The organism is Bacillus sp. FSL R12-0074 (genome assembly GCF_038005725.1).
GTDB lineage: Bacteria > Bacillota > Bacilli > Bacillales > Bacillaceae_G > Bacillus_A > Bacillus_A mycoides.
The window spans coordinates 329552-351270 of sequence record NZ_JBBOTR010000001.1 but is presented as its reverse complement, the minus strand read 5'-3'; the positions used below and the strand labels follow the sequence as shown (position 1 = coordinate 351270).

Below are 21719 nucleotides of genomic sequence, written 5' to 3'. Positions count from 1 at the left end.
AGGAGGACTAACGCATGACGATTCTTTACGAAGGAAAATTAAAACAAAACAACGATTCATTTCACGTTACATTACTATCACTAGAGCACATCGAACAAATTTTATCATTACAAAACGTTATAGTTGAAGCGCTAGAAGATAAAGGTCGTTTACAACCACTCTCGCTAGAAGAATTTCAATACATTCTAGAAGGAAATGGCATGATGATCGGTGCGTTTATACAAAACGAGCTCATCGCATTTCGTGCCCTACTAGTCCCTCCTATCGACGATGAACATTTAGGGCTTGATATTGGTCTACCAGAAAGTCAGCTACACCGCGTCATCTATCAAGAAATCTCAAACGTTCATCCAAACTGCCGAGGAAATGGCATGCAAAAAATATTAGCCACAGTCATCATGGATGAATTACAAAAAGAAGACAGCCAGTACGATTACGTTTGCTGCACCGTTGCACCTTTCAACATTCCTAGTTTAAAGGATAAGTTCGCGCAAGGTATGGAAATTGCTGCGCTGAAGGAGAAGTATGGTGGGAGTCTGCGGTATGTTTTTGTGAAGGAGTTGCGTGGGGATAAGGAAAGAGATTGGTCCGATGTTAAGAGCGTTCCGATGAGTGATGCTGGTGGACAGCAGGTGTTGCTTTCGGAGGGGTATCGTGGGTATGCGATGGAGAGAATAGACGATACTTTCACTGTGAAGTTTGGACGATAATCTATGTACAAAGAGAACCCTAATTCATTAGGGTTCTACTTTATTTCATTCCACAATCTAAAGTAATAACTAAACCGTCATCTTCCAACTAGATAACGCTAACCAGTTTTCCATTTCCTTATAATCAGGCATTATCTTCCCGACAAGACGCCAAAAAGATCGATCATGATTTAAATGAACCATATGACACATTTCATGAACAACTACATAATCAATTACCCTCTGAGGTGCCATTGCTAGCTTCCAATTAAACGTTAACTGTAGATTTGAATCACAAGTTCCCCACGTACGACTACTATCTGTAATACGAATAGAACGTGGTTTTGTTTTAAAATTACTTTGATGCACTTTAATACTCTTCTCTACTAATGACTTACACTGCTTATAGTAAAATCGTTTTAAAGCCTGCTGGATTTTCTCATCCTTAAGCTCATTCACGTAAATATTTAGCTTATTCCCTTCAAATACTGCATTATCTTGTTCAATACTTGCATCTTGAGAAATCTGTATCGGATACGTATTCCCTAAATACAGAAAGCCCTCGCCTTGATCATAACCCTTTTCCTGTGGTCCAAGCGCTCGCTCCTGCATTTCCTTACGTGTTTTCTGAATCCAATCCCATTTCTCCTCTAACAATTGGACTAAGTATTCAACAGGCGTTCCTTTTGGAGCTTGCACTTCCACATTTCCGTACGAATCTACAAAAAGACGCACCGACTTTTTCTTCTTATAAGTTATATGAAAATTAATTGTCTCACCTAAATATGTATGTACCATTTCATCACCTAGTGTATTATTTTACAAATAAAAAAGAATAGGACACAAACGCCCTACTCTATCTATTATATCATTTACTGTTTCACCGAACTTATTATCCTCTGTACTTTACACCTAATCCCTTAATGAAATTCCTTGCGTATCTATCGCCGCACTCTTTGTAATGCTTATGGCCTTTCTTTCTTAATAAAGCGCCTAACTCTCCTTTTGTTACGATAACTCCTACGCTGTCTAATATATCAAGCACATCTTCACTCGTTAAAGATAGTGCTATTTTCATTTTCTTTAAAAGAAGGTTATTAGCACTCTCCTTGCTCTGTACAGGTGCCGGTTGCCCTGGTTTCGGATCTTGCTTCCCTCTTTTTAAAGTAATAAATCCATTTAAAAATGCCTCTAGCATCATCATGTCGCATGTTAATACGTACTCATCTTCGATTACATCATCATTTTCAGCTTCATGTTGTGGACTTCTCTTTACTTTTGTAAGCATATCAAGTACGTCCTCTTTCGTTACTTCCATCCCGCCAAGTTCAAAGATTTCTACCATATCTATATCTCTTATATCTAAAGCGTACCTTACTCTTTTTAATATATCGTTGTTGCTCATTGCCATTGTATTTCCTCCTGAAATGTTGATTATAGTAATGCTTTTAGCATGTGTAAATTAATGTCGTTAAGTTACTACTTTAACATTTTAGAGGTAGGTTTTGTAGTCTTAGGTGGATTAATGCTTTTGGGGATGATTTTAAAACAGCAAAAAAGGATGAGATAATCGCGCAAAATTACGGATGGGGATTTACTATTAATGAACACACTTAAAAATGGACTAACCTGATATAGGTTAGTCCATTTCTTTTTATGCAACTCTAATTTAGTGGGCAACTCAAACATGAATGTTACGCAAAATTCAGGTGAAATATATTGATTGTGTTTACTTAGGTTTTCCTTTTTATTTGTGGTACGGTTCACCGTAACTAATCTAAATGAGGTTATTGTTCATTATTTTCATAATTAAATTTAACAAAAAAGGTAGTGCCTTCCGAGCCTGTTTGAATTTCTATTTTCGCATTATGCCGGGCAGCAATGGCATAACATATGCCTAATCCCAATCCAGTTCCATTATCTTTGGTCGTGTAAAATGGAGTACCCAGTTTCTCTAATACTTCAGGCCTGATACCTTTTCCTTGATCCCGCACTGCAAGCACCACACAATTTTGACATTCCTTGTAGGTGCTAATGGTTAGAACTTTCCCTGTGCTCATCGCTTCTAAGCCATTACGGTATAGGTTTATTAATAATTGTCGTATCTCATTACGATTTAAAAATAATTCTGGAATGTCATTTGTATCGACTTGAATAGATTTATTTTGATTATACGTATCAATCTTTATTAAAGGAATAATATCGTGGATAATTGAATTTAAATCTAACATCTGCAAATCCGATTTCCTTGTATTACCGATTGAGAGAAATTCAGTAATAATAGAATTGGCACGATCAAGTTCTTCAATCATTAAATTAAAGTACTTATTATGTTTCTCATAGGTGCGCTCTTCTTTTAATAACTGCAAAAATCCTCTTACTGTTGTCATTGGATTTCTAATCTCATGGCTGATACCTGCTGCCATTTGCCCTATTAAATCTATGTTGGATAACCTTTTCAATTCCTGCTCATATTGCTTTTTTTCCGTTATGTTTTTAAAAATACAACAAATACCATCATCATACGGATATGCAATAACTTCGTGCCAATATTCATCAGAGATAGAAAAAAATTCGAAATGAACTGTAATTCGCTCTGACATTGCACGATGAAATTCCTTATACATAACTGCGTCGACGCTACTCGGGAAGACCTCCCATATATTCTTACCTAATACATCTTTTGCTGTTTTTCTTTGTGGAAAATATTGATGCTTATTTACGTACGTGAATTCCCATTTATTATTCAAAGTAAAGAATCCATCCGTAATAATTTCAATCACACTTGTAACTTTTTCATTAGCAGCAGCTAGTTCTCTCGTTCGCTCTTCCACCATGCTTTCAAGTTGATCCGTATATAACAAGTTTGAAAACGTAGGAGCTGTGGCATCAACGATAGATTTTGCCAGTTGAATTTGGGAATTATCGTAATTGTGGGCTTTTCCCTCTTTGCCCACGACGATTACCCCTAATACTTCTCCCATTGAAACCAATGGAATCATCAGTAGACCCTTACTATCTATATTTTTTGCTTGAATAACCTCCTGGATCTTGGCTTCATAGCTTTTCTCCATCCAATCCGCTTCTGTCCAATCACAGTCCTTGCTTAACTTCGTTGTTTTAATCGTTGTTTTGTCTATCGGGTCTAAAAGGTGGGCAGCCATGTTTTTACTCTCTAAAATCTGTCCTAAGTAAAAAAAACATTTATCAAAACTCTCCTGTATCGAGGAACACATTGATAAATCACGGGTAACATCTAGTAACAGCTGCTTCTCGGCAATAAGGTTTTCCTTTTGTGTTAAATTATTTGCGTTTTGAATTGCGACCGCAGCCATATTTACATAAGCTTCAACACTTTGAATTTCTGAATCTGTTAAGTTCATTGGAGCTCCATAATCAAATAAAAAAACCAGACCAAATAACTCTTGCCCAAATGAGATAGGCAGGGCTAATAAGGACTTAATTTTGAACGCATCAACTGGTCTCGGATCCGGCCGATGATCCTTTGAGGTATCAGGGATATAGATGGTTTTTTTGGTTTCAATAACTTCTTTTGCCAGTAAGTCTATTTCAGGATCAACTACCTGAGTATCGAGCGTTACGCCATTTATGGTCTCTGGTTTCCCTGCAAACCCTCTAAATGTTCCATCTTCCTGGGGTAAATAAATTCCAACAGCGTTGCACCTAACAATCTCCTCTGATATCGCCATTGTTACACGCTGTAATACTTCACGTAGTTCTAATTTTGTATTTATTATTTTTGTTATATTCGCGAGCCTAGAATATCTCGTCTGATCACTTACCATTCACATAGCCTCCAAGTTATAGGCATAATAAAATAAACATGATAATATCAGTGAAAATCAAGACCAACCTGCCATTTTCAATTTTCTCCTGTATTCTTTTCTTACCCTTGTTTTACATAGAATATCTCACTTACTTATGATATGGTTCACCTTAATTAAAATGAAACAAACACTCATAAAATCGCTACACCCTATCCCCTCTAACTTTCAAAAGTTACACTGTTTCACTATCTCCATCCTTATCAACACTCGCCTCAAACTTATCAAGCAACGCACGCACTTCATCAGTTGATTTCGTGTTCATCAATTGATTTCTTAGTTCAGCAGCTCCAGGGAATCCTTTTACATAAATTTTGAAGAAGCGATGAAGCCCTGTGATTGAACGTGGTAGTACTTCTGCATATTGATCTTGAAGGTCAAGCTGCAGTCTTAAAAGGTCAAGGTGTTCTTGACTGCTATGCTCTCTCGGTTCTTTTTCAAAGGCAAATGGATTTTTAAAGATACCTCGTCCGATCATAACGCCATCAATACCGTATTTTTCAGCAAGTTCCATTCCAGTTTGACGGTCAGGAATGTCTCCATTGATTGTTATTAGCGTATTTGGTGCGATACGGTCACGTAATTTTTTAATTTCCGGAATTAGTTCCCAGTGCGCATCTACTTGGCTCATTTCTTCTCTTGTACGTAAGTGAATAGAAAGGTTCGCAATATCTTGTTTAAAAATGTGCGTTAACCAATCTTCCCATTCGCTTAACTCTTTAAAGCCAAGTCGTGTTTTTACGCTGACAGGTAGTCCGCCCGCTTTTGCTGCTTGAATAAGTTCTGCCGCAACGTCTGGACGTAGAATAAGACCACTACCTTTTCCTCTTGATGCTACATTCGGTACAGGGCAGCCCATATTAATATCGATACCTTTAAATCCTAGCTCTGCCATACCAATACTCATTTGGCGGAAATATTCAGGAGTATCTCCCCAAATATGCGCGACTATCGGCTGTTCATCTTCTGTAAAAATTAAACGGCCACGTACACTTTTCATACCTTCTGGATGACAATAGCTATCCGAGTTTGTAAACTCTGTGAAAAATACATCTGGGCAACCAGCTTCACTTACTACGTGACGAAAAACAACATCTGTCACATCTTCCATTGGTGCAAGTACGAAAAATGGTCGTGGTAAATCATTCCAAAAATTATCTATCATTTCAAATTCAAATCCTCTCAATATGAATACAATTTCAAACTCTCAATTTAAAAATATAAAGCCAAATAGCAAAAGTACATTTGGACATTTATATTTTGTGAAAATCAGCAATATTCATTTTAACTAAAATCGTTGCTGAATGGTATTTTTATAAACCAAAAAGCAGATGGTATAGATTTTTCTATATCAACTGCTTTTTTATTATACCAACTTAAGCCAAGCCACACACTCCACATGAGTCGTATGCGGGAACATATCAACAGGTTGTACTTCCTGTGTTTTATATCCGCCTTCTTCTAGTACTTTTAAGTCGCGTGCTAATGTTGCTGGGTTACACGATACGTATACGACGCGCTTTGGCTTCATGTCGATGATTGTGTTTAGTAATGCTTCATCACAGCCTTTACGCGGTGGGTCTACGACCATTGTGTCGGCGATTACGCCTTCTTTGTACCATTTTGGAATGACTACTTCTGCTTCTCCTACGCCAAATTCAGCGTTTGTCATGTTGTTTAGTGCTGCGTTTCGGTTTGCGTCTTCGATTGCTTCTGGGACGATTTCAACACCGTACACTTTTTTCGCTTTTTGTGCTAGGAATAAGGAGATTGATCCAATTCCGCAATAGGCATCAATTACTGTTTCGTTACCATTTAATTTTGCGTATTCTAACGTTTTATCGTATAGCACTTTCGTCTGTTCTGGGTTTACTTGATAGAATGAACGTGCTGAAATCGCAAATTTAATGTCACCGATAAAGTCATAAATATATTCTGATCCGTACAGTACTGTCGTTTTGTCTCCGAAAATAACGTTTGTACGTTTCGTGTTTACGTTTTGAACGATTGATTTTACTTCTGGGAATTTCGCTGCGATTTCTTCAATGATTGCTTCTTTATTTGGCAATTCAGCTGTACGTGTAATGAAGACAAGCATAATTTCCCCTGTTACTTGTCCGTAGCGAGCCATTACGTGGCGAAGTGTTCCTTTGTTACGTTCTTCATTGTAAGCCGAAATACCGTGCTTTTCACAAATACGTTTTACTTCTTGAATTAATGTATCGTTTTCTTCCGCCTGAATTAAGCATGATTCCATATTAATGATGTCATGCGTTCCTTGACGGTAGAAACCAGCTACAAGTCCACCTTCACGTTCTCCAATTGGCACTTGTGCTTTATTGCGGTATACCCACGGTTTTTTCATGCCAAGTACAGGATGAACAGGAACATCACTTAATCCACCGATGCGCTGCATAACGTCACGTACTTGTTTTTCTTTCGCTTTTAATTGTCCTTCATATGTTAAGTGCTGAAGTTGACAACCTCCGCACTCGTTGTACACGGGGCATTCTGCATCTTTGCGATATGGACTTTCTTGATGAAGCTTCATTAAACGACCAAACGCGAAGTTTTTCTTCACTTTAATAATTTTAATTTGCGCTTCCTCACCTGGTAATCCGTTTTTTACGAAAATAGGATATCCCTTCACTTTCGCAACACCGGCACCATCATGTGTTAAATCTTCAAACACTACATCTATAAACTCGTTTTTTTCAACTGGTGGCGTCATTTTTATACTCATTTTCCGACCTCTCTTTTTCATAACACTGCGTTACATTTTATCATACTTATATGGTCTATTTCTATTGGAAGAAAAAAAGCTATTGACGATAGTTCTCTAGTAATGTTACGCTACTACTAATTTAATACGGACGATGTTACCTCATATATAGTCGATAATATGGATCGAGAGTTTCTACCCGGCAACCTTAAATTGCTGGACTATGGGGAAAACTAATGAATATTAGCCTATGTATAAAAAAGACTCCTATTGATTAGCTTTCTCTCATAGATGAAAGTGAATCCATAGGAGTCTTTTTTTTATTTTTCAAAAAGGTCAGACATCTTACGTATGACATGAAACTTCCATTACTTTATTTTTAGTAATATAACGAGCGTTTTATGTAAAAACTTTATACGAACTTCTGAAAGGGGCAACTACATGCAATATGTAATGAGCATTATCGGTATTCTTGTCGTTTTAGGTTTATGCTTTGCTTTGTCAAACAATAGAAGTAAAATCAACTTCCGTGCAATTGCTATTATGATTAGTTTCCAAATTTTAATCGGTTGGTTTATGTTTGGCACAAAGATCGGACAGCAAATTATCATCTTCATTAGTAAAGTTTTCAACAAACTAATTAAACTTGGTACGACAGGTGTCGATTTTCTCTTTAATGGAATTCAAAGAGATTTTGTCTTTTTCTTAAACGTATTACTAATTATCGTATTTTTCTCAGCACTACTTTCTATCTTTAGTTATTTAGGTGTTTTACCATTCATCGTTCGTATTGTCGGCGGTGCACTTTCAAAAATTACTGGTTTACCACGCGTTGAATCATTCCACGCAGTAAATTCTGTATTCTTTGGTTCAAGTGAAGCGTTAATCGTTATTAAAAATGATTTACAACATTTTAATAAAAACCGTATGTTTATCATTTGTTGTTCTGCAATGAGCTCAGTTTCTGCCTCTGTAACAGCATCATACATTATGATGTTAGATGCGAAATATGTATTAGCGGCTCTTCCGCTAAACTTATTCTCAAGCTTAATCGTTTGTTCATTATTAACACCAGTTGATACGAAAAAAGAAGACGAAGTGGTTCAAAAATTTGATAGAAACCTATTCGGAGATAGCCTTATCGGCGCTATGATTAACGGTGCGCTTGATGGTTTAAAAGTAGCTGGTATCGTTGCTGCGTTAATGATTGCCTTCATTGGTGTTATGGAAGTTGTAAACTACGTAATTAGCGCTGCTTCAGGTGCAATGGGATATGCTGTTACTTTACAACAAATCTTCGGTTATATACTTTCTCCATTCGCATTCTTAATGGGTATTCCAACTCAAGATATTATCCCAGCTGGTGGTATTATGGGTACGAAGATTGTATTAAACGAGTTTGTAGCAATCCTTGATTTAAAAGGCGCTACTGCAACATTAGCTCCACGTACAGTTGGAATCGTTACAGTATTCTTAATTAGCTTCGCAAGTATTAGCCAAATTGGTGCGATTGTTGGTACAATCCGTGCCCTTTCTGAAAAACAAGGAAGCATCGTATCAAAATTCGGTTGGAAAATGCTATTTGCATCAACACTTGCTTCTATTTTATCTGCAACAATCGCTGGATTGTTTATTTAATAAAAAAATCACCTTACTTGTTTAAGTAAGGTGATTTTTTGATTCTTTATGAAACCGAGTGAAATTCGACCGCTTCTTCTGTATTGATAATCCTATCTTTATATATACCTTTTATTGAAATATAAATGATAGATTTGTTTATGTTTTTTAACTTTCCTAATGAAAAATGATAAAGTAATCCATCGCTTTTTAAGGTCCACATCTTCCCACTCCATGGCCCAGTAGCTTTTTGTTCATCCGATGCCTTTATTTCACCTTCATATTCACACTCTCCAAAAGGAGTTTTAATTGTATTCTTCTCTGTATCAATTCGAATATTTTTAATTAGTTTCAAATTCTCATCAGAGAGAATTTGAATTTCATGGTCTTTCTTTTTAAAAAAGAGTTTTCCGTCTTTTGTATTTATATATTCTGCATTATTCATTTCATCTATCATAAAATCATATTCTTCTTTTGTAATACCCAAGTTTTGATGATAAGGAAAAGTTTTTTTCGGGATAATTTCTTCTTCTGCATACTTCAAATACCAATCTAAATTATTTGTAATGCTAGCGCTCATCTTATTTCCAATTTTATCTAATTTCTCTTTTATCCCATAAGGAAATTCTAGCGTCATAATATCCGCCGTAACTTCCGCATTCATAAGGCGTGATGGAATATACTCCTCCACACTATTCGCTTTACTCACTTCACTTTGACAACCGACTATGAATAGCGATATGAAAAGGATATATACTAGTTTTTTATATTTCATTTCTGTTCTCCACTCCGTACATCATTCTTACTTACATTTATAGCGGTTCTTATTATAGTCCAAGATCCTGATATTTTAATAGAAACTACTCTACATATGCAAAATTGCATATTAATAAACCTTTCTCTTACTTTAAAATTAACTTAAATCATTTACCAAAATATACAAATTACAAATGAACAATGTTATAATTTGTAAAAAATATATTGGAGGATATTATGAAAGCTCACGCCCTTTTCGACTTCTTACACTTACTAGTTTTAAGCATGAAAAGCTATTATGTATGGGGAATGCCAATCTATGTATTCATTATCCCTCTTATTTTTGTAGTAGGTTATATCATTATCAAATCAAATAAGAAACGCAAGAATACCTCTATTCAAAGTCACTAACCTACCATTCACCTAAAAATGATATGATAAACAAGGGTATATCCCCACCTCTCTTATAGCGGTGGGGATTTTAATGTAAGCATGCAACATAATACACAATAGAAGGTGATTTTATGAGAAAATACGCAGCGATTGCTTTATGTACATCTGCCATTCTAGCAGGATGTAATACTAGCAATGTAGAGCCTAAAAAAGAAAAAAAGGTTCAAGAGGTTAAGAAAAAAGAAGAGACGGTGCCGGAACAAGGTAAAATTTCTTATAATCCAATTACGCACGAATCTACAAACGCAAATATTCATATTACAGACATAAAAGATTCTTTAACCGAAGTACAATATAAAATTTGGCGCACTGCTGATGGAAAGGAAAGTGCTAAATCCTTTTCTTCTAAAGAGAAAAATCAACAATTTACACTTCCCTTTGATATAAAAGAATTTGAAGGAAAACGCGGTGAATATCAAATTGAAGCTACAGGAACAACAGAGGGCGGAAAAACTATTCCACTTACGAAATCTACTATTACTTTCGAGCAAAAAGTTCCTGTTCTTATGTACCACGCAATTGATGATTATCATGGACAAGGTATTAAAGATTTATTCGTATCGCCTGCTAACTTTGAAGCACAAATGAAGTATTTAAAAGAAAATGGTTATACTTTGTTAACGTTTGAACGCTGGGGCGATATAAATAAAGTAAACAAGCCGATTTTCGTTACATTTGATGACGGTATGAAAAATAATATGAATGCATTTCATGTTTTACAAAAACTAAAAGACGATACATTTAAACCAGCGGCAACAGAATATATGATTGTTGATAACGTTGATGTAGAAGGAGCTCTTTCTACATCTGAAATAAAAGAAATGGTTGATTCAGGTATTTTTTCTGTACAATCTCACACAGCAACACACGCAGACTTGCCGAAAATTACAAACTATGATGAAGAGTTAAAAGGATCAAAAGAAAAGCTAGAGAAAATAACAGGTAAGCCTGTTATCGCAATTGCTTATCCTTTCGGTCATGTAGATGATAAAGTTGTCGCAGAAACAAAGAAACACTATCAATTTGCAACAACAACGAAGCCAGGACAATTCATTACGAAGGGTGAACCTGATGAGTTGTTAAAAATGAAGCGTGTTCGCATACACCATACAACGACTGTAGAACAATTTGCTTCTTCGATTAAATAACTATTAGAGCTCAATACATTTTGAGCTCTCTTTTTACGTTATATTTATATATATTTTTAGAATTTTCTTGTATTATATATAGTAAGAAATCTTTCAAACTAAAGGAGATTATACATATGTCATTTGAACAAACGTTAGAGAAATATGCTGCCCTTGCAGTCAATGTTGGTGTTAATATTCAACCCGGACAAACTTTATCAATCAGTGCACCTCTTGAGGCTGTACAGTTTGTACGCCTAGTTACAGAAAAAGCATATAAATCTGGTGCAAAACACGTATATGTTGATTGGAATGATGAGACGTTAACACGCTTAAAGTTCGATCTAGCTCCTGAAGAAGCTTTCTCTGAATTCCCTTCTTGGAAAGCAAATGCTCGTGAAGAATTAGCAAAAGAAGGCGCTGCATTTATGTCCATCTATGCAGAGAATCCTGATCTATTAAAAGGTGTAGAACCAAAGAAAATTGCAACAGCTCATAAAGTAGCTGGAGAAGCGATGAAAGTATACCGTGATTATGTACAAGCAGATAAAGTAAGCTGGTGCGTAATTTCTGTTCCTACGAAAGAATGGGCTGCAAAAGTATTCCCTGACGTAGCGCCAGAAGAACAAGAAACAAAACTATGGGATGCTATCTTCAAAGCTACTCGTGCTGATTTAGAAAATCCTGTGGAAGCATGGAAAGAACATGATGAAACACTACATACAAAAGTAGATTACTTAAACGAAAAACATTATAAAGCTCTTCACTATACAGGCCCTGGAACAGACTTAACAATCGAACTTCCAGAGAAACATGTATGGGCTGGTGCTGGTAGCTTAAATGAAAAGAACGTAGCATTTATGGCTAACATTCCAACTGAAGAGGTATTTACAATGCCTCTTAAAACAGGTGTGAACGGCCAAGTATCTAGCACAAAACCGTTAGCATTTGCAGGTAATATTATCGATAACTTTACATTAACATTCGAAAACGGACGTATCGTAGACTATAAAGCTGAATCTGGTGAAGAGGCTTTAAAACATTTAGTAGAAACAGATGAAGGTTCTCACTTCTTAGGCGAAGTAGCTTTAGTACCTCATGATTCACCAATTTCAAACACAAATATTTTATTCTACAATACGCTATTTGATGAAAATGCATCTTGCCACCTTGCAATCGGAAATGCTTATGCATTTAACTTAGTTGGCGGAAAAACAATGTCTAAAGAAGAACTTGCTGAAAATGGCGCAAACGCTAGTATTACACACGAAGACTTCATGATTGGATCAGCTGAGCTTGATATCGACGGCATTACAGCTGATGGAAGACATGAGCCGATCTTCCGTAAAGGTAACTGGGCGTTTTAATAAAAATAAAAGGCTATCTTCCACGCTGGAAGATAGCCTTTTATGATGCTGATGACACTTTCAGTCCAATTACTCCTAAAACAATAAAGAGAATACAAAATGCTTGGAATAAATTAATATGCTCTTTAAAAAAGTACACACTAATGATTGTAATAAGTAGCGTTCCCACACCAGACCAAATTGCATAAGCAATGCTTAAATGAATCTTTTTAACAACGATAGCAAACACGCTGAAACAAATTCCATAGAATACGAAAATAAGTACACTTGGAACAAGCTTTGTTAAACCGTTCGATAACTTCATCGCAATCGTTCCAGCTACTTCAAAAATAATTGTTACGAGTAATAATAGCCAATATACCATACTAGAATCTCCTTCTCTGTTACCTTATAGAGATTCTAGTATACTACTTATAGTCCTAACGAAATATATTTAATTTCTAAATATTCCTCGATACCGAAATGGCCTCCTTCACGGCCGATACCACTTTCTTTAAAGCCTCCAAATGGTGCTTGTGCAACTGATGGAAGGCCATCGTTTAAGCCGATAATTCCGTACTCTAACGCTTCACTAATTTGGAATGCTTGACTAATATCTTTTGTGAAAATATAAGCAGCCAAGCCATATGGTGTATTATTTGCTCGTTCGATTACTTCTTCAACTGTTTTAAATTTAGCAACTGGTGCAACCGGTCCAAATGTTTCTTCATTCATACAAAGCATCGTGTCATTTGCCAATCCAATTACTGTTGGCTGAATGAAATAACCATCTAACTCTACAAATTTATGGCCACCGTATAAAACTTCTCCGCCCTTTTGAATTGCATCTTCAATATGTTCTTGTACTTTCGAAACTGCATTCGCATCAATAAGTGGACCTACAGTTGTTCCTTCGCCAAATCCATCTCCGACTTTCAGCTGCTCTACAGCTGTTGTGAACTTCCCTGCAAATTCTTCATACACTTCTTCTTGAACAAAGATGCGGTTTGTACATATACACGTTTGTCCTGCGTTACGGAATTTCGAACCAATTACCGCTTCTACCGCCTTATCTAAATCAGCATCATTCATAACAATAAATGGAGCGTGACCACCTAATTCAAGCGAAACCTTTTTCATCGTTTGCGCAGCGCTAGCCATTAATTCTTTTCCAATTTCAGTTGATCCTGTAAAGGAAACTTTTCGAACGCGCTCATCTTCCATCCACGTATCAGCAATTGCTTTTGCACTACCTGTTACAATATTTATTACACCTTTTGGAATATCTGCTTCATGTGCTAATTCAACTAACTTCAATGCAGTTAATGGCGTTTGACTCGCTGGTTTCACAACTGCCGTACAGCCTGCTGCAAGTGCTGGAGCTACCTTTCTCGTAATCATAGCAGCCGGGAAATTCCAAGGCGTAATAGCTGCCATAACCCCAACTGGTTGCTTCATAACTAAAATACGCTTATTCGGATGAGAAGCAGGAATCATTTCACCGTATATTCTCTTTCCTTCTTCTGCGTACCATTCAACAAAACTATTTGCATAATTCACTTCACCAAGTGCTTCTGCAAACGGCTTCCCTTGCTCTCTCGTCATGATTGCTGCAATTTCTTCTTTATTTTCATCAATGAGCGTGAACCATTTTTTTAACTTTACTGCGCGATCCGCTGCCGTTAATTTTGACCATAATTTAAAAGCCTCATGTGCAGCATCAACTGCTTGCTTTGCCTCTGTAATCCCGCCCTTTGGTACAGTTGCAAATACTTCCTTTGTCGCTGGATTATTCACTTCGATTTGTTCTTGCAGTGTAATCCACTCACCATTTATATACATCGCTTTTTTCTCTAAGTTTACGAACGTCGCTTTTTTATCCAATGTTTTCTTCCTCCTCTATAAACTTCTTAATTTTCCTAGTAGCAGCAGATTGACTTATTTGCAAAAACTCAGCCACTTTATAACTTGATCTATACGTTTTATACGCTTTAAGAATAATATTTCTCTCTACCTCTTCCAGCATTCTATAAAGACTTTGTCCGGATTGTTCAACTGTGGCCTCTTGCATAGATAGTGGCAAATCTTCTACCGTTACAAAATCATCTGCAGTGATAACAATTCGTTCAATTACATTTTCAATCTCTCTATTATTTCCTTCCCAAGGGTACCCTACAAACATTTGTAACGTACTAGGAGCTAACTTTACATCACGTCCGTACTTTTTATTAAAATGCTGTAAATAATGATAGATGAGCGGCAATATATCTTCTGTTCTCTCCCGAAGTGGCGGAATTGAAATTGGAATGACATTCAGACGATAGTATAAATCTTTCCGGAATGTTCCTTGTTTCACCATCGTACTTAAATCTCTATTTGTTGCCGCTACAATTCTAACGTCCACCTTTTTTAATTCTCTTCCGCCTATAGGACGAAACGTTTTTTCTTGCAATACTTGCAAAAGCTTCGCTTGAATTTCAAGCGGCATTTCACCAATTTCATCTAAGAAAAGAGTTCCTTTATGCGCTGATTCTAATAGCCCCTTTTTCCCTTCACGATTTGCACCTGTAAAAGACCCACCTGAATATCCAAAAAGCTCAGATTCGATTAAATTCGTCGGCAATGCCGCACAATTAATTTCATAGAAACTTTCATTCTTTCGGTGACTCACTTCATGCAAATGGCGTACTAATCGGCTTTTCCCCACTCCAGTCTCACCTAATACGAGAACAGTACTATCTACTACAGATATTTTTTTTATTGTTTCGATTATTCTTTGCATAGCGATACTTTTAAAAATAAGTCCTTCGTGTTCATATGTTTCTCTTAATTCTTTTTTATATGTTTTTAACTGATTATCCATTTCCTCTACCTTTTGACGTAATTGATAGAGTTCTGTAAGATCACGAGAATAACTAATCACTCTTCTTAAATTTCCCTCATCATCAAAAACAGGCCTTGTACGAACATGCAAATACTCTCCTGATTTCGTTGTTTGAACAAGTTCAACTGGCCTTTTCTTTTCAATTACTTCTAACGTTGCAGACGGATAAAAAATCCCTTCTTTTTGTAGTTCTTTTACATGCTTTCCTACTAATTCCTTAGCAGAGAGCTGGTAATGCCTTTCACACATGCTATTTACACGTACAACGATTCCTTTATCATCCGTAACAAAAATTTCGTCAAATGCATATTCAAATACATCTTGTAAATCCATCAACATTCGTTCCTTTTCTGCAACCATCCTAGCCACCCCTTACTTTAAATCCATCGATTCACTTCACTACCTTTATTATAAAGTGAATTTTCTGCATTTTATATAGAGTAAGCTAGAATGTTTTCAATTTGTTATTTATACAAATCTATTTATATTTTTCAACACATAATTCGCTGCATTGAAAAATACAGAATGCCATCGCAACCACACCCTCACTTTGTTTTAGCTTGGCATGGGGCAGGAAAAGGGGCTGACCGATTCTATGCATGGCCAGATGCTCTCTTTCGCCTAAAAAGAAAAGCTTTATGCCCTTTTTTAAGTTATCCCAATTCTTTATACACGAGCGATATTTGCTTGCTCATAACAAGCTTGCAATGATTCTTCAATTATTGTTAAACCTTCCTCAAGTTGCTCATCTGTAATCACTAATGGCATTAAAACACGAATAACATTTCCATATGTTCCTGCTGATAGTAGAAGTAATCCATGCTTATTTGCCTCTGCACATAAATTAGACGCTAATGTTTTATCAGGCGCTTTCGTCTTGCGATCTTGAACGAGCTCGAATGCACACATTGCCCCTAAGCCGCGCACATCACCGATGCAATTATATTTATTTTTCATCTCTTGGAATCGGTTCATTACGACTTTCCCTACTTCTATCGCTCTATCATTTAATTTCTCTTTTTCTATTATATCAAGCACAGCTAATGCAGCCGCACATCCTAGTGGGCTTCCTGCATATGTTCCGCCCAGTTCTCCCGGTGCAGACTCATTCATAATTTCTTTACGCCCAATCACGCCGCTTATCGGTACACCAGCACCTAATGATTTAGATACCGTAATTAAGTCTGGAACGACATCATAATGATCAATTGCAAAGTATTTTCCAGTACGACTAAAGCCTGTTTGAATTTCATCAGCTACAAATAAAATACCGTGCTCTGAACAAATGCTGCGTACTTCTTGAACGAATTTCTTACTTGGAACGATAAATCCGCCTTCCCCTTGAACAGGTTCCATTACAACTGCTGCAATTGTTTCTGGTGCTACTTCTGATATGAAGAAGTTCTTGAACTCTTCAATGATAAAGTCATCATACTGCTCTTCTGTTAAACCTTCTGGGCGACGGTATTCATATGGGAATGGCGCTTTATATACTTCTGGAGCAAATGGGCCAAATCCAAATTTATATGGTTTTACTTTACTTGTCATCGTCATTGTCATTAATGTACGCCCATGAAATCCTTTAGAAAATGCGATAATTCCAGGTCTCTTCGTATATTTACGAGCAATCTTCACTGCATTTTCAACCGCTTCTGCCCCACTATTTAAAAACAGCACATGTTTATCGAAATTACCTGGCGCTAATGCGGCCAGCTTTTCTGCCAATTCAATATATGGCTCATACATCATCACATTAAATCCAGTATGAATATATTGATCTACTTGTTTATGAAGCGCTTCTTTAACAGCTGGATGACAGTGTCCTACATTAATTGTCCCAATTGCTCCTGCGAAATCAATGTACTGATTTCCATCCACATCTGTTACGAGTGCACCATTTGCAGACTGTACAAATGTTGGAATACCATTACTTACTCCTTTTGGTACTATATTTTGGCGGCGTTCTAATAAAGACGCTGCTTTCGGTCCTGGAATTTGTTCATTTACTTTAGCAAATTTTTTTGTGTTCATCGTGTACCCCATCCTTTTCTATACAATGTTTTCTCTTTATATTGCAAGATGTATGCCAACTTCTTCTTTCTAGTATTCATCCCATTCTCTTACTATCTCGGCATAAAAAAATAAGTCTATAAAGACTCATATAGAGTCCTTATAGACTTATTCATTTATACATTAGACTTTCCTTGTTCCCAAATAAACTCACCTGAATGAGAAATTAAATCTTCAACAGATTGTAATACTAAATCTGCAAGTGGTTCTAACGTTTGACGATCACCCGTACCAGATAGTACGCCAATCGCATAACAGTCGCCACCATTTTTCGCTAAATGTAAATCCGTCGGTGTATCCCCAATGACTGCTACTTCACATGTCTCTAAATTAAATCTCTCACAAAATGATTCTACAATTTTTTTATCTGGCTTCTGTGCTGGAAATGTATCTGAAGCTATAACACAATCAAAAAAAGCTTCCAATTGATATTGCTTTAAAAATAATTCTGTCGGCGCGAAATCATCAGCTGTAACGACACCTAGAATAAACCCTCTATCCTTTAACGCTTGTAAAACTTTCGGTAAATCTGCCGTCATTCTCATATGTGAACGATGCTCGTACATAAGAGCAAACAACTTTTCACTCACCCATTGATGCATCTCTTCTTCTCTAGATGATGCAATATGCTTACAAAGCCCCTTGGCCACATCAAGACTCGTTCCAGCAGCGAGCGCACTACGCGGATGAACAAATGCTCCATCTACGCCAATCTCTTTTAATAAAGTCTGCTGCATTGATTCTGGTAATTGATATAAATTTATACATTCTGCAACAAGCTCTTCAGCTACTTTTATCCAAATTGAATGAAAATCCATTAATGTCCCATCTTTATCAAATAGTATTGCTTTTACCTTCTCCATAGCACCGATACGATAAACTTAACTAAATCTATACAATTCAATCAAATTTACACAAGTTAGTGCTTCATCGTGTTCTCGCAACCCCGAAGGGACGAGGGGTATAACACTCCACACGAGGCAGTATCGTTACCTCATATTATCAAGCTTTTATTTTACCCATCTTGATAAATTTATCGAAGCATTTACATCCCTATCGTGATGGCTATTGCACCCAACACAACACCATTCACGAATCTTTAAACTCCACTGTCCTTCTGGTTGAACTGAATGGTCGTATTTTACTCCGCAACATGAGCAAATCTTGCTTGAGGCGAACCATTTATCAGCTTTTACATACTCAATGCCATACTTCTCGCACTTGTATGATAAACATTGAAAGAAGAAGTTTAATTTTTGAAATGAAAATGCTTTCGATAGTTTTTGTTTTTTAACAGGTTTGAGATAAGTAAGTCTTCCACAACAATCCTCATTGGTTTGGTTTTCACCAATTTAGCTGTTGCTTGATGGATATGGTTATTTCGGATATTCATAATTTTCCTAGATAACCGAAGGTGTTCGGTTTTTGCTTTTTCATATCCTGCGGATTGAATTTTTACACCTTTTTTAAATCTCCTAGACATATCTCTTTGCGCTGACTTTTTCCTTTTCAAAAGTTTTTTCACCTTGGCATCTTTGTTTATATTTCGTTCTTTCGTACCATTAGAAGCTACAAACAGCTCTTTTAAACCAACATCCACACCAATCGACTCATTTGTTAGTTCTTGTGATTCAAAGTCTTCTTGGAACCCTACACTAATCCACCAGTGACGACCATCAAATGTAACTCTTGGATTGGATGGTTTTTTGTTTCTTGGTAGTTGTTGGCTTGTTTTTACTTCTCCAATGGACTGAATATCAACTACTTTCTTTCCTATAATCAGTCTTTCATAATTGGCATAAAATCCTTGGATTAAATCTTTTTTAGATTTATAAGAAGTGTGATAACCATTTTTGTACTTTTTGAACGAATGTTTCCTCGCCGTATCAAAATCTTTTGAAGCCTGTTTGGGAACTTGTGCGTTGATGTCATTTAACCACTCATATCGCTTTCGCTTCTTGATCTTTGTAAATCGTTTCTGTAAAGCTAACTGTGAAACAGATTTTCCAAATAGCTTATAGTATCTATCACTCATTCTTTTACAATAGTTATAAGCAAATCTTGAAGCACCAGCATGGTTTCTAAGCACTTTTTCTTGTTCAGGCGTTGGAATCAGTCTGACTTTCTTCGCCAATATCATCAGAATTTAACTCCTTTACTGTGCGATTATTCGGCACTCACCTTTCAGATAATGAAAGATTTGTTCTTCTGAATAGTAGCGTGTTCCATCAGCATTCTCCTAAGACTACTAGGATACAAACCTGTTAATTCCGATACTTGACTAACTCGTAAAAATTTCATTATTATTCTCACCTCATTGCATTTACCATAATGCATAGATTCGGTAGATTCAATGAGACTTGATAGATTTAATTAAATTTATCTCGTTCAACTAAGGGCGCAATTCCTTAGCCAGTTCTCTTATGAACTTCTCATGTTTTCACATGAGCGCAGACTATATGTTTATCTACTTAGAGATAGAGGATTTTTCCACCACCATAGGCTTGTGGTGTACTCTCGTCAGTTATACGAGATAGTCGTTGAACGTTCATCTTATCAATTTTGACTTAGATGATTCGAGGCGGAAGACCCATTGTTCTAGTGTTTAGGTTTTAACCTTGCACGATCTGATTGATTTTTTCTGCTTTCGCAACATTCACGCTCACCATTTCTAGCCACGTTGTAGTTCAATCAGCTTTAGGGATTGCCCGCAGTTAACCCTCACTACTAGCCAATCACTTGACTAGCAGGGCTTACTGATATATTTAATTAACTTTAGTTATAATTGGTTAAATAAATCGTAACAGTTAGTTACCCTACCTCTCGTTTCTTATCTCCTCCAGTGTATCAATAAAGTATGGATATAACATAAACGAATTGTAAAAATACCATAAAAATCAAACTAACTTCCAATTTACAATTCCTCTATATAATAAAAAGGATGCCTTTACAGGGCATCCTCTTGATGTTCAGGAACAAATAGTTCCAGACAATGATATATATTTTCGAATTCCATCGGTGCATCTCCGCCATATTCACCATCTAAGTTGATCATTAATTTATCAGGTGAATGCACTTTAATACGATTCGCTTGTGTATATAGTACTTTCGGATTGTTAATATGTTCCCCACGCTGCGCTTGTGTTGCTGCTTTAATTAAGTCAGCGATAGAACCTTTTTTCAGTACTAATAAATCAAATAAGCCATCATTAATCGATGCATATGGTGCTACTTTTTCGAATCCACCAACTGAACGAGTATTCGTAATTAAAAACATCGTAATTTCTTCTTGTAGCAACTTCCCATCATACTCAATTTCAACATATGTTGGATGTAATGATGGTAACATTTCGATTCCTTTTAAATAGTAAGCAAGTTGGCCTAATACCGTTTTTAGCTTGCTTGGTACTTCATATGTTAATTCTGTAATACGGCCGCCACCTGCGATATTAATGAAATATGTATCATTCGCTCTACCAAGATCTAACGGTACCGTTGTTCCTTCACAAATAATATCCGCAGCCTCTTCAATAACACGAGGTACACCGATCGCACGCGCAAAATCATTTGTCGTTCCAACTGGAATAATTCCAAACTTTGGACGATGCTCATGTCCTACTAAACCGTTCACTACTTCATTTAATGTACCATCACCACCAGCTGCGATAACAACATCAAACTTACGATCCGCAGCTTGCCTCGCTGCCACAGTCGCATCTCCAGGACCAGTTGTCGCATGACAAGACGCTTCATATCCAGCTTGTTCTAATTTTTGTAATACTTCTGGTAAGCTCTTCTTAAATAGCTCGCGCCCAGAAGTAGGATTATAAATAATTCTTGCTCGCTTCATCATTTATTAGCACAGGAAATTCCTTATTCATTGAAAAACGAATACACCGAACCCTTATTCAGTATCCCTATGCTTACCTCCTCTCATCTTCCTATCCTTCTTTAATTCCGCTCAAACAGGCAGTAAGAACCCGATTCGTGTAGCCCATCAAAAGTAACTATTCACTCCTGATAGTTTTGCTTTATTTAACCAAGAAATTTATCCCGCATTAACAGGCAGTAAAACTCCCACTGATTAAAGTTTCACTTTATGTCTATCCATTCTCTCACATCAATTTACATATAATGAATAATAATTATCTATTATTTCATGAGATGAAAAAACTCTCTATGTCTAGATTTATCATTATTCCCACCTTTT

16 protein-coding genes, 1 pseudogene and 1 riboswitch are annotated in these 21719 nt (G+C 36.5%); of the genes and pseudogenes, 4 read left to right on the top strand and 13 right to left on the bottom strand.

The window, feature by feature from the left end; all coding sequences use genetic code 11:
- Positions 1-14: 14 nt before the first annotated feature.
- Positions 15-710, top strand: coding sequence for a hypothetical protein (locus NSS97_RS01885; RefSeq protein ID WP_044444287.1), 696 nt, complete (start codon positions 15-17; stop codon positions 708-710).
- A 69-nt stretch (positions 711-779) separates the two neighbouring features.
- Here NSS97_RS01885 and NSS97_RS01880 read toward each other — a convergent pair whose 3' ends face one another.
- From NSS97_RS01880 to rlmD, 5 genes are all read right to left on the bottom strand, one after another.
- Positions 780-1487: a M48 family metallopeptidase gene (locus tag NSS97_RS01880; protein WP_044444286.1), complete on the bottom strand. Its 708-nt coding sequence runs from the start codon at positions 1485-1487 to the stop codon at positions 780-782.
- A gap of 94 nt (positions 1488-1581) precedes the next feature.
- Positions 1582-2100, bottom strand: a complete 519-nt coding sequence (locus NSS97_RS01875) for a YehS family protein (protein ID WP_002124916.1) — start codon at positions 2098-2100, stop codon at positions 1582-1584.
- 376 nt (positions 2101-2476) lie between these two features.
- Positions 2477-4495 (bottom strand): GAF domain-containing sensor histidine kinase, encoded by a 2019-nt coding sequence (locus NSS97_RS01870; RefSeq protein ID WP_341111330.1) that lies wholly within the window; start codon positions 4493-4495, stop codon positions 2477-2479.
- Between the two features lie 214 nt (positions 4496-4709).
- Complete coding sequence (locus NSS97_RS01865; RefSeq protein WP_002124914.1) at positions 4710-5699, bottom strand: tRNA dihydrouridine synthase; 990 nt, start codon at positions 5697-5699, stop codon at positions 4710-4712.
- A gap of 201 nt (positions 5700-5900) precedes the next feature.
- Complete coding sequence (gene rlmD / locus NSS97_RS01860; protein ID WP_061676136.1) at positions 5901-7277, bottom strand: 23S rRNA (uracil(1939)-C(5))-methyltransferase RlmD; 1377 nt, start codon at positions 7275-7277, stop codon at positions 5901-5903.
- A gap of 121 nt (positions 7278-7398) precedes the next feature.
- Positions 7399-7500, top strand: a riboswitch (purine riboswitch).
- Positions 7501-7697: 197 nt separating this feature from the next.
- Here rlmD and NSS97_RS01855 point away from each other — a divergent pair.
- A complete protein-coding gene (locus tag NSS97_RS01855) occupies positions 7698-8894 on the top strand; it encodes a NupC/NupG family nucleoside CNT transporter (protein ID WP_341111325.1) in 1197 nt (398 codons plus the stop codon).
- A gap of 46 nt (positions 8895-8940) precedes the next feature.
- Here the strand turns inward: NSS97_RS01855 and NSS97_RS01850 are convergent, their stop codons facing one another.
- Positions 8941-9648 carry a hypothetical protein gene (locus tag NSS97_RS01850; protein ID WP_044444282.1) on the bottom strand — a complete coding sequence of 236 codons (708 nt, stop codon included), beginning with the start codon at positions 9646-9648 and terminating at the stop codon, positions 8941-8943.
- Between the two features lie 505 nt (positions 9649-10153).
- Here NSS97_RS01850 and NSS97_RS01845 point away from each other — a divergent pair.
- Together NSS97_RS01845 and NSS97_RS01840 are read left to right on the top strand one after the other, a co-directional pair.
- Positions 10154-11230 (top strand): polysaccharide deacetylase family protein, encoded by a 1077-nt coding sequence (locus NSS97_RS01845; protein ID WP_088031358.1) that lies wholly within the window; start codon positions 10154-10156, stop codon positions 11228-11230.
- Positions 11231-11346: 116 nt separating this feature from the next.
- The gene (locus tag NSS97_RS01840) at positions 11347-12576 is read left to right on the top strand and encodes an aminopeptidase (protein ID WP_002029496.1); all 1230 of its coding nucleotides are present in this window, start codon (positions 11347-11349) and stop codon (positions 12574-12576) included.
- Positions 12577-12616: 40 nt separating this feature from the next.
- Here the strand turns inward: NSS97_RS01840 and NSS97_RS01835 are convergent, their stop codons facing one another.
- The 7 genes and pseudogenes from NSS97_RS01835 to NSS97_RS01805 form a co-directional block, all read right to left on the bottom strand.
- Positions 12617-12940, bottom strand: a complete 324-nt coding sequence (locus NSS97_RS01835) for a DMT family transporter (RefSeq protein ID WP_000263259.1) — start codon at positions 12938-12940, stop codon at positions 12617-12619.
- A gap of 47 nt (positions 12941-12987) precedes the next feature.
- Entirely contained in the window at positions 12988-14439 is a 1452-nt protein-coding gene (gabD, locus tag NSS97_RS01830; protein ID WP_341111323.1) for an NADP-dependent succinate-semialdehyde dehydrogenase, read from the bottom strand.
- Entirely contained in the window at positions 14432-15799 is a 1368-nt protein-coding gene (locus NSS97_RS01825; protein ID WP_341111321.1) for a sigma-54 interaction domain-containing protein, read from the bottom strand. The genes gabD and NSS97_RS01825 overlap by 8 nt, the downstream gene beginning before the upstream one ends.
- Before the next feature lie 306 nt (positions 15800-16105).
- Complete coding sequence (gabT, locus tag NSS97_RS01820) at positions 16106-17470, bottom strand: 4-aminobutyrate--2-oxoglutarate transaminase (protein WP_341111317.1); 1365 nt, start codon at positions 17468-17470, stop codon at positions 16106-16108.
- Positions 17471-17625: 155 nt separating this feature from the next.
- Entirely contained in the window at positions 17626-18372 is a 747-nt protein-coding gene (locus NSS97_RS01815; protein ID WP_341111314.1) for an HAD family hydrolase, read from the bottom strand.
- Between the two features lie 147 nt (positions 18373-18519).
- Positions 18520-19649, bottom strand: a pseudogene (locus NSS97_RS01810) (RNA-guided endonuclease InsQ/TnpB family protein).
- Positions 19650-20456: 807 nt separating this feature from the next.
- Complete coding sequence (locus NSS97_RS01805; protein WP_002010051.1) at positions 20457-21362, bottom strand: diacylglycerol kinase; 906 nt, start codon at positions 21360-21362, stop codon at positions 20457-20459.
- Between the last annotated feature and the right edge of the window lie 357 nt (positions 21363-21719).

What these genes read in the sequence shown, in the direction of transcription:
- NSS97_RS01885 (WP_044444287.1), top strand. Translation starts at nt 15, where the DNA reads ATGACGATTCTTTACGAAGGAAAATTAAAACAAAACAACGATTCATTT.
- NSS97_RS01880 (WP_044444286.1), bottom strand. Translation starts at nt 1,487, where the DNA reads ATGGTACATACATATTTAGGTGAGACAATTAATTTTCATATAACTTAT.
- NSS97_RS01875 (WP_002124916.1), bottom strand. Translation starts at nt 2,100, where the DNA reads ATGGCAATGAGCAACAACGATATATTAAAAAGAGTAAGGTACGCTTTA.
- NSS97_RS01870 (WP_341111330.1), bottom strand. Translation starts at nt 4,495, where the DNA reads ATGGTAAGTGATCAGACGAGATATTCTAGGCTCGCGAATATAACAAAA.
- NSS97_RS01865 (WP_002124914.1), bottom strand. Translation starts at nt 5,699, where the DNA reads ATGATAGATAATTTTTGGAATGATTTACCACGACCATTTTTCGTACTT.
- rlmD (WP_061676136.1), bottom strand. Translation starts at nt 7,277, where the DNA reads ATGAGTATAAAAATGACGCCACCAGTTGAAAAAAACGAGTTTATAGAT.
- NSS97_RS01855 (WP_341111325.1), top strand. Translation starts at nt 7,698, where the DNA reads ATGCAATATGTAATGAGCATTATCGGTATTCTTGTCGTTTTAGGTTTA.
- NSS97_RS01850 (WP_044444282.1), bottom strand. Translation starts at nt 9,648, where the DNA reads ATGAAATATAAAAAACTAGTATATATCCTTTTCATATCGCTATTCATA.
- NSS97_RS01845 (WP_088031358.1), top strand. Translation starts at nt 10,154, where the DNA reads ATGAGAAAATACGCAGCGATTGCTTTATGTACATCTGCCATTCTAGCA.
- NSS97_RS01840 (WP_002029496.1), top strand. Translation starts at nt 11,347, where the DNA reads ATGTCATTTGAACAAACGTTAGAGAAATATGCTGCCCTTGCAGTCAAT.
- NSS97_RS01835 (WP_000263259.1), bottom strand. Translation starts at nt 12,940, where the DNA reads ATGGTATATTGGCTATTATTACTCGTAACAATTATTTTTGAAGTAGCT.
- NSS97_RS01825 (WP_341111321.1), bottom strand. Translation starts at nt 15,799, where the DNA reads ATGGTTGCAGAAAAGGAACGAATGTTGATGGATTTACAAGATGTATTT.
- gabT (WP_341111317.1), bottom strand. Translation starts at nt 17,470, where the DNA reads ATGAACACAAAAAAATTTGCTAAAGTAAATGAACAAATTCCAGGACCG.
- NSS97_RS01815 (WP_341111314.1), bottom strand. Translation starts at nt 18,372, where the DNA reads ATGGAGAAGGTAAAAGCAATACTATTTGATAAAGATGGGACATTAATG.
- NSS97_RS01805 (WP_002010051.1), bottom strand. Translation starts at nt 21,362, where the DNA reads ATGATGAAGCGAGCAAGAATTATTTATAATCCTACTTCTGGGCGCGAG.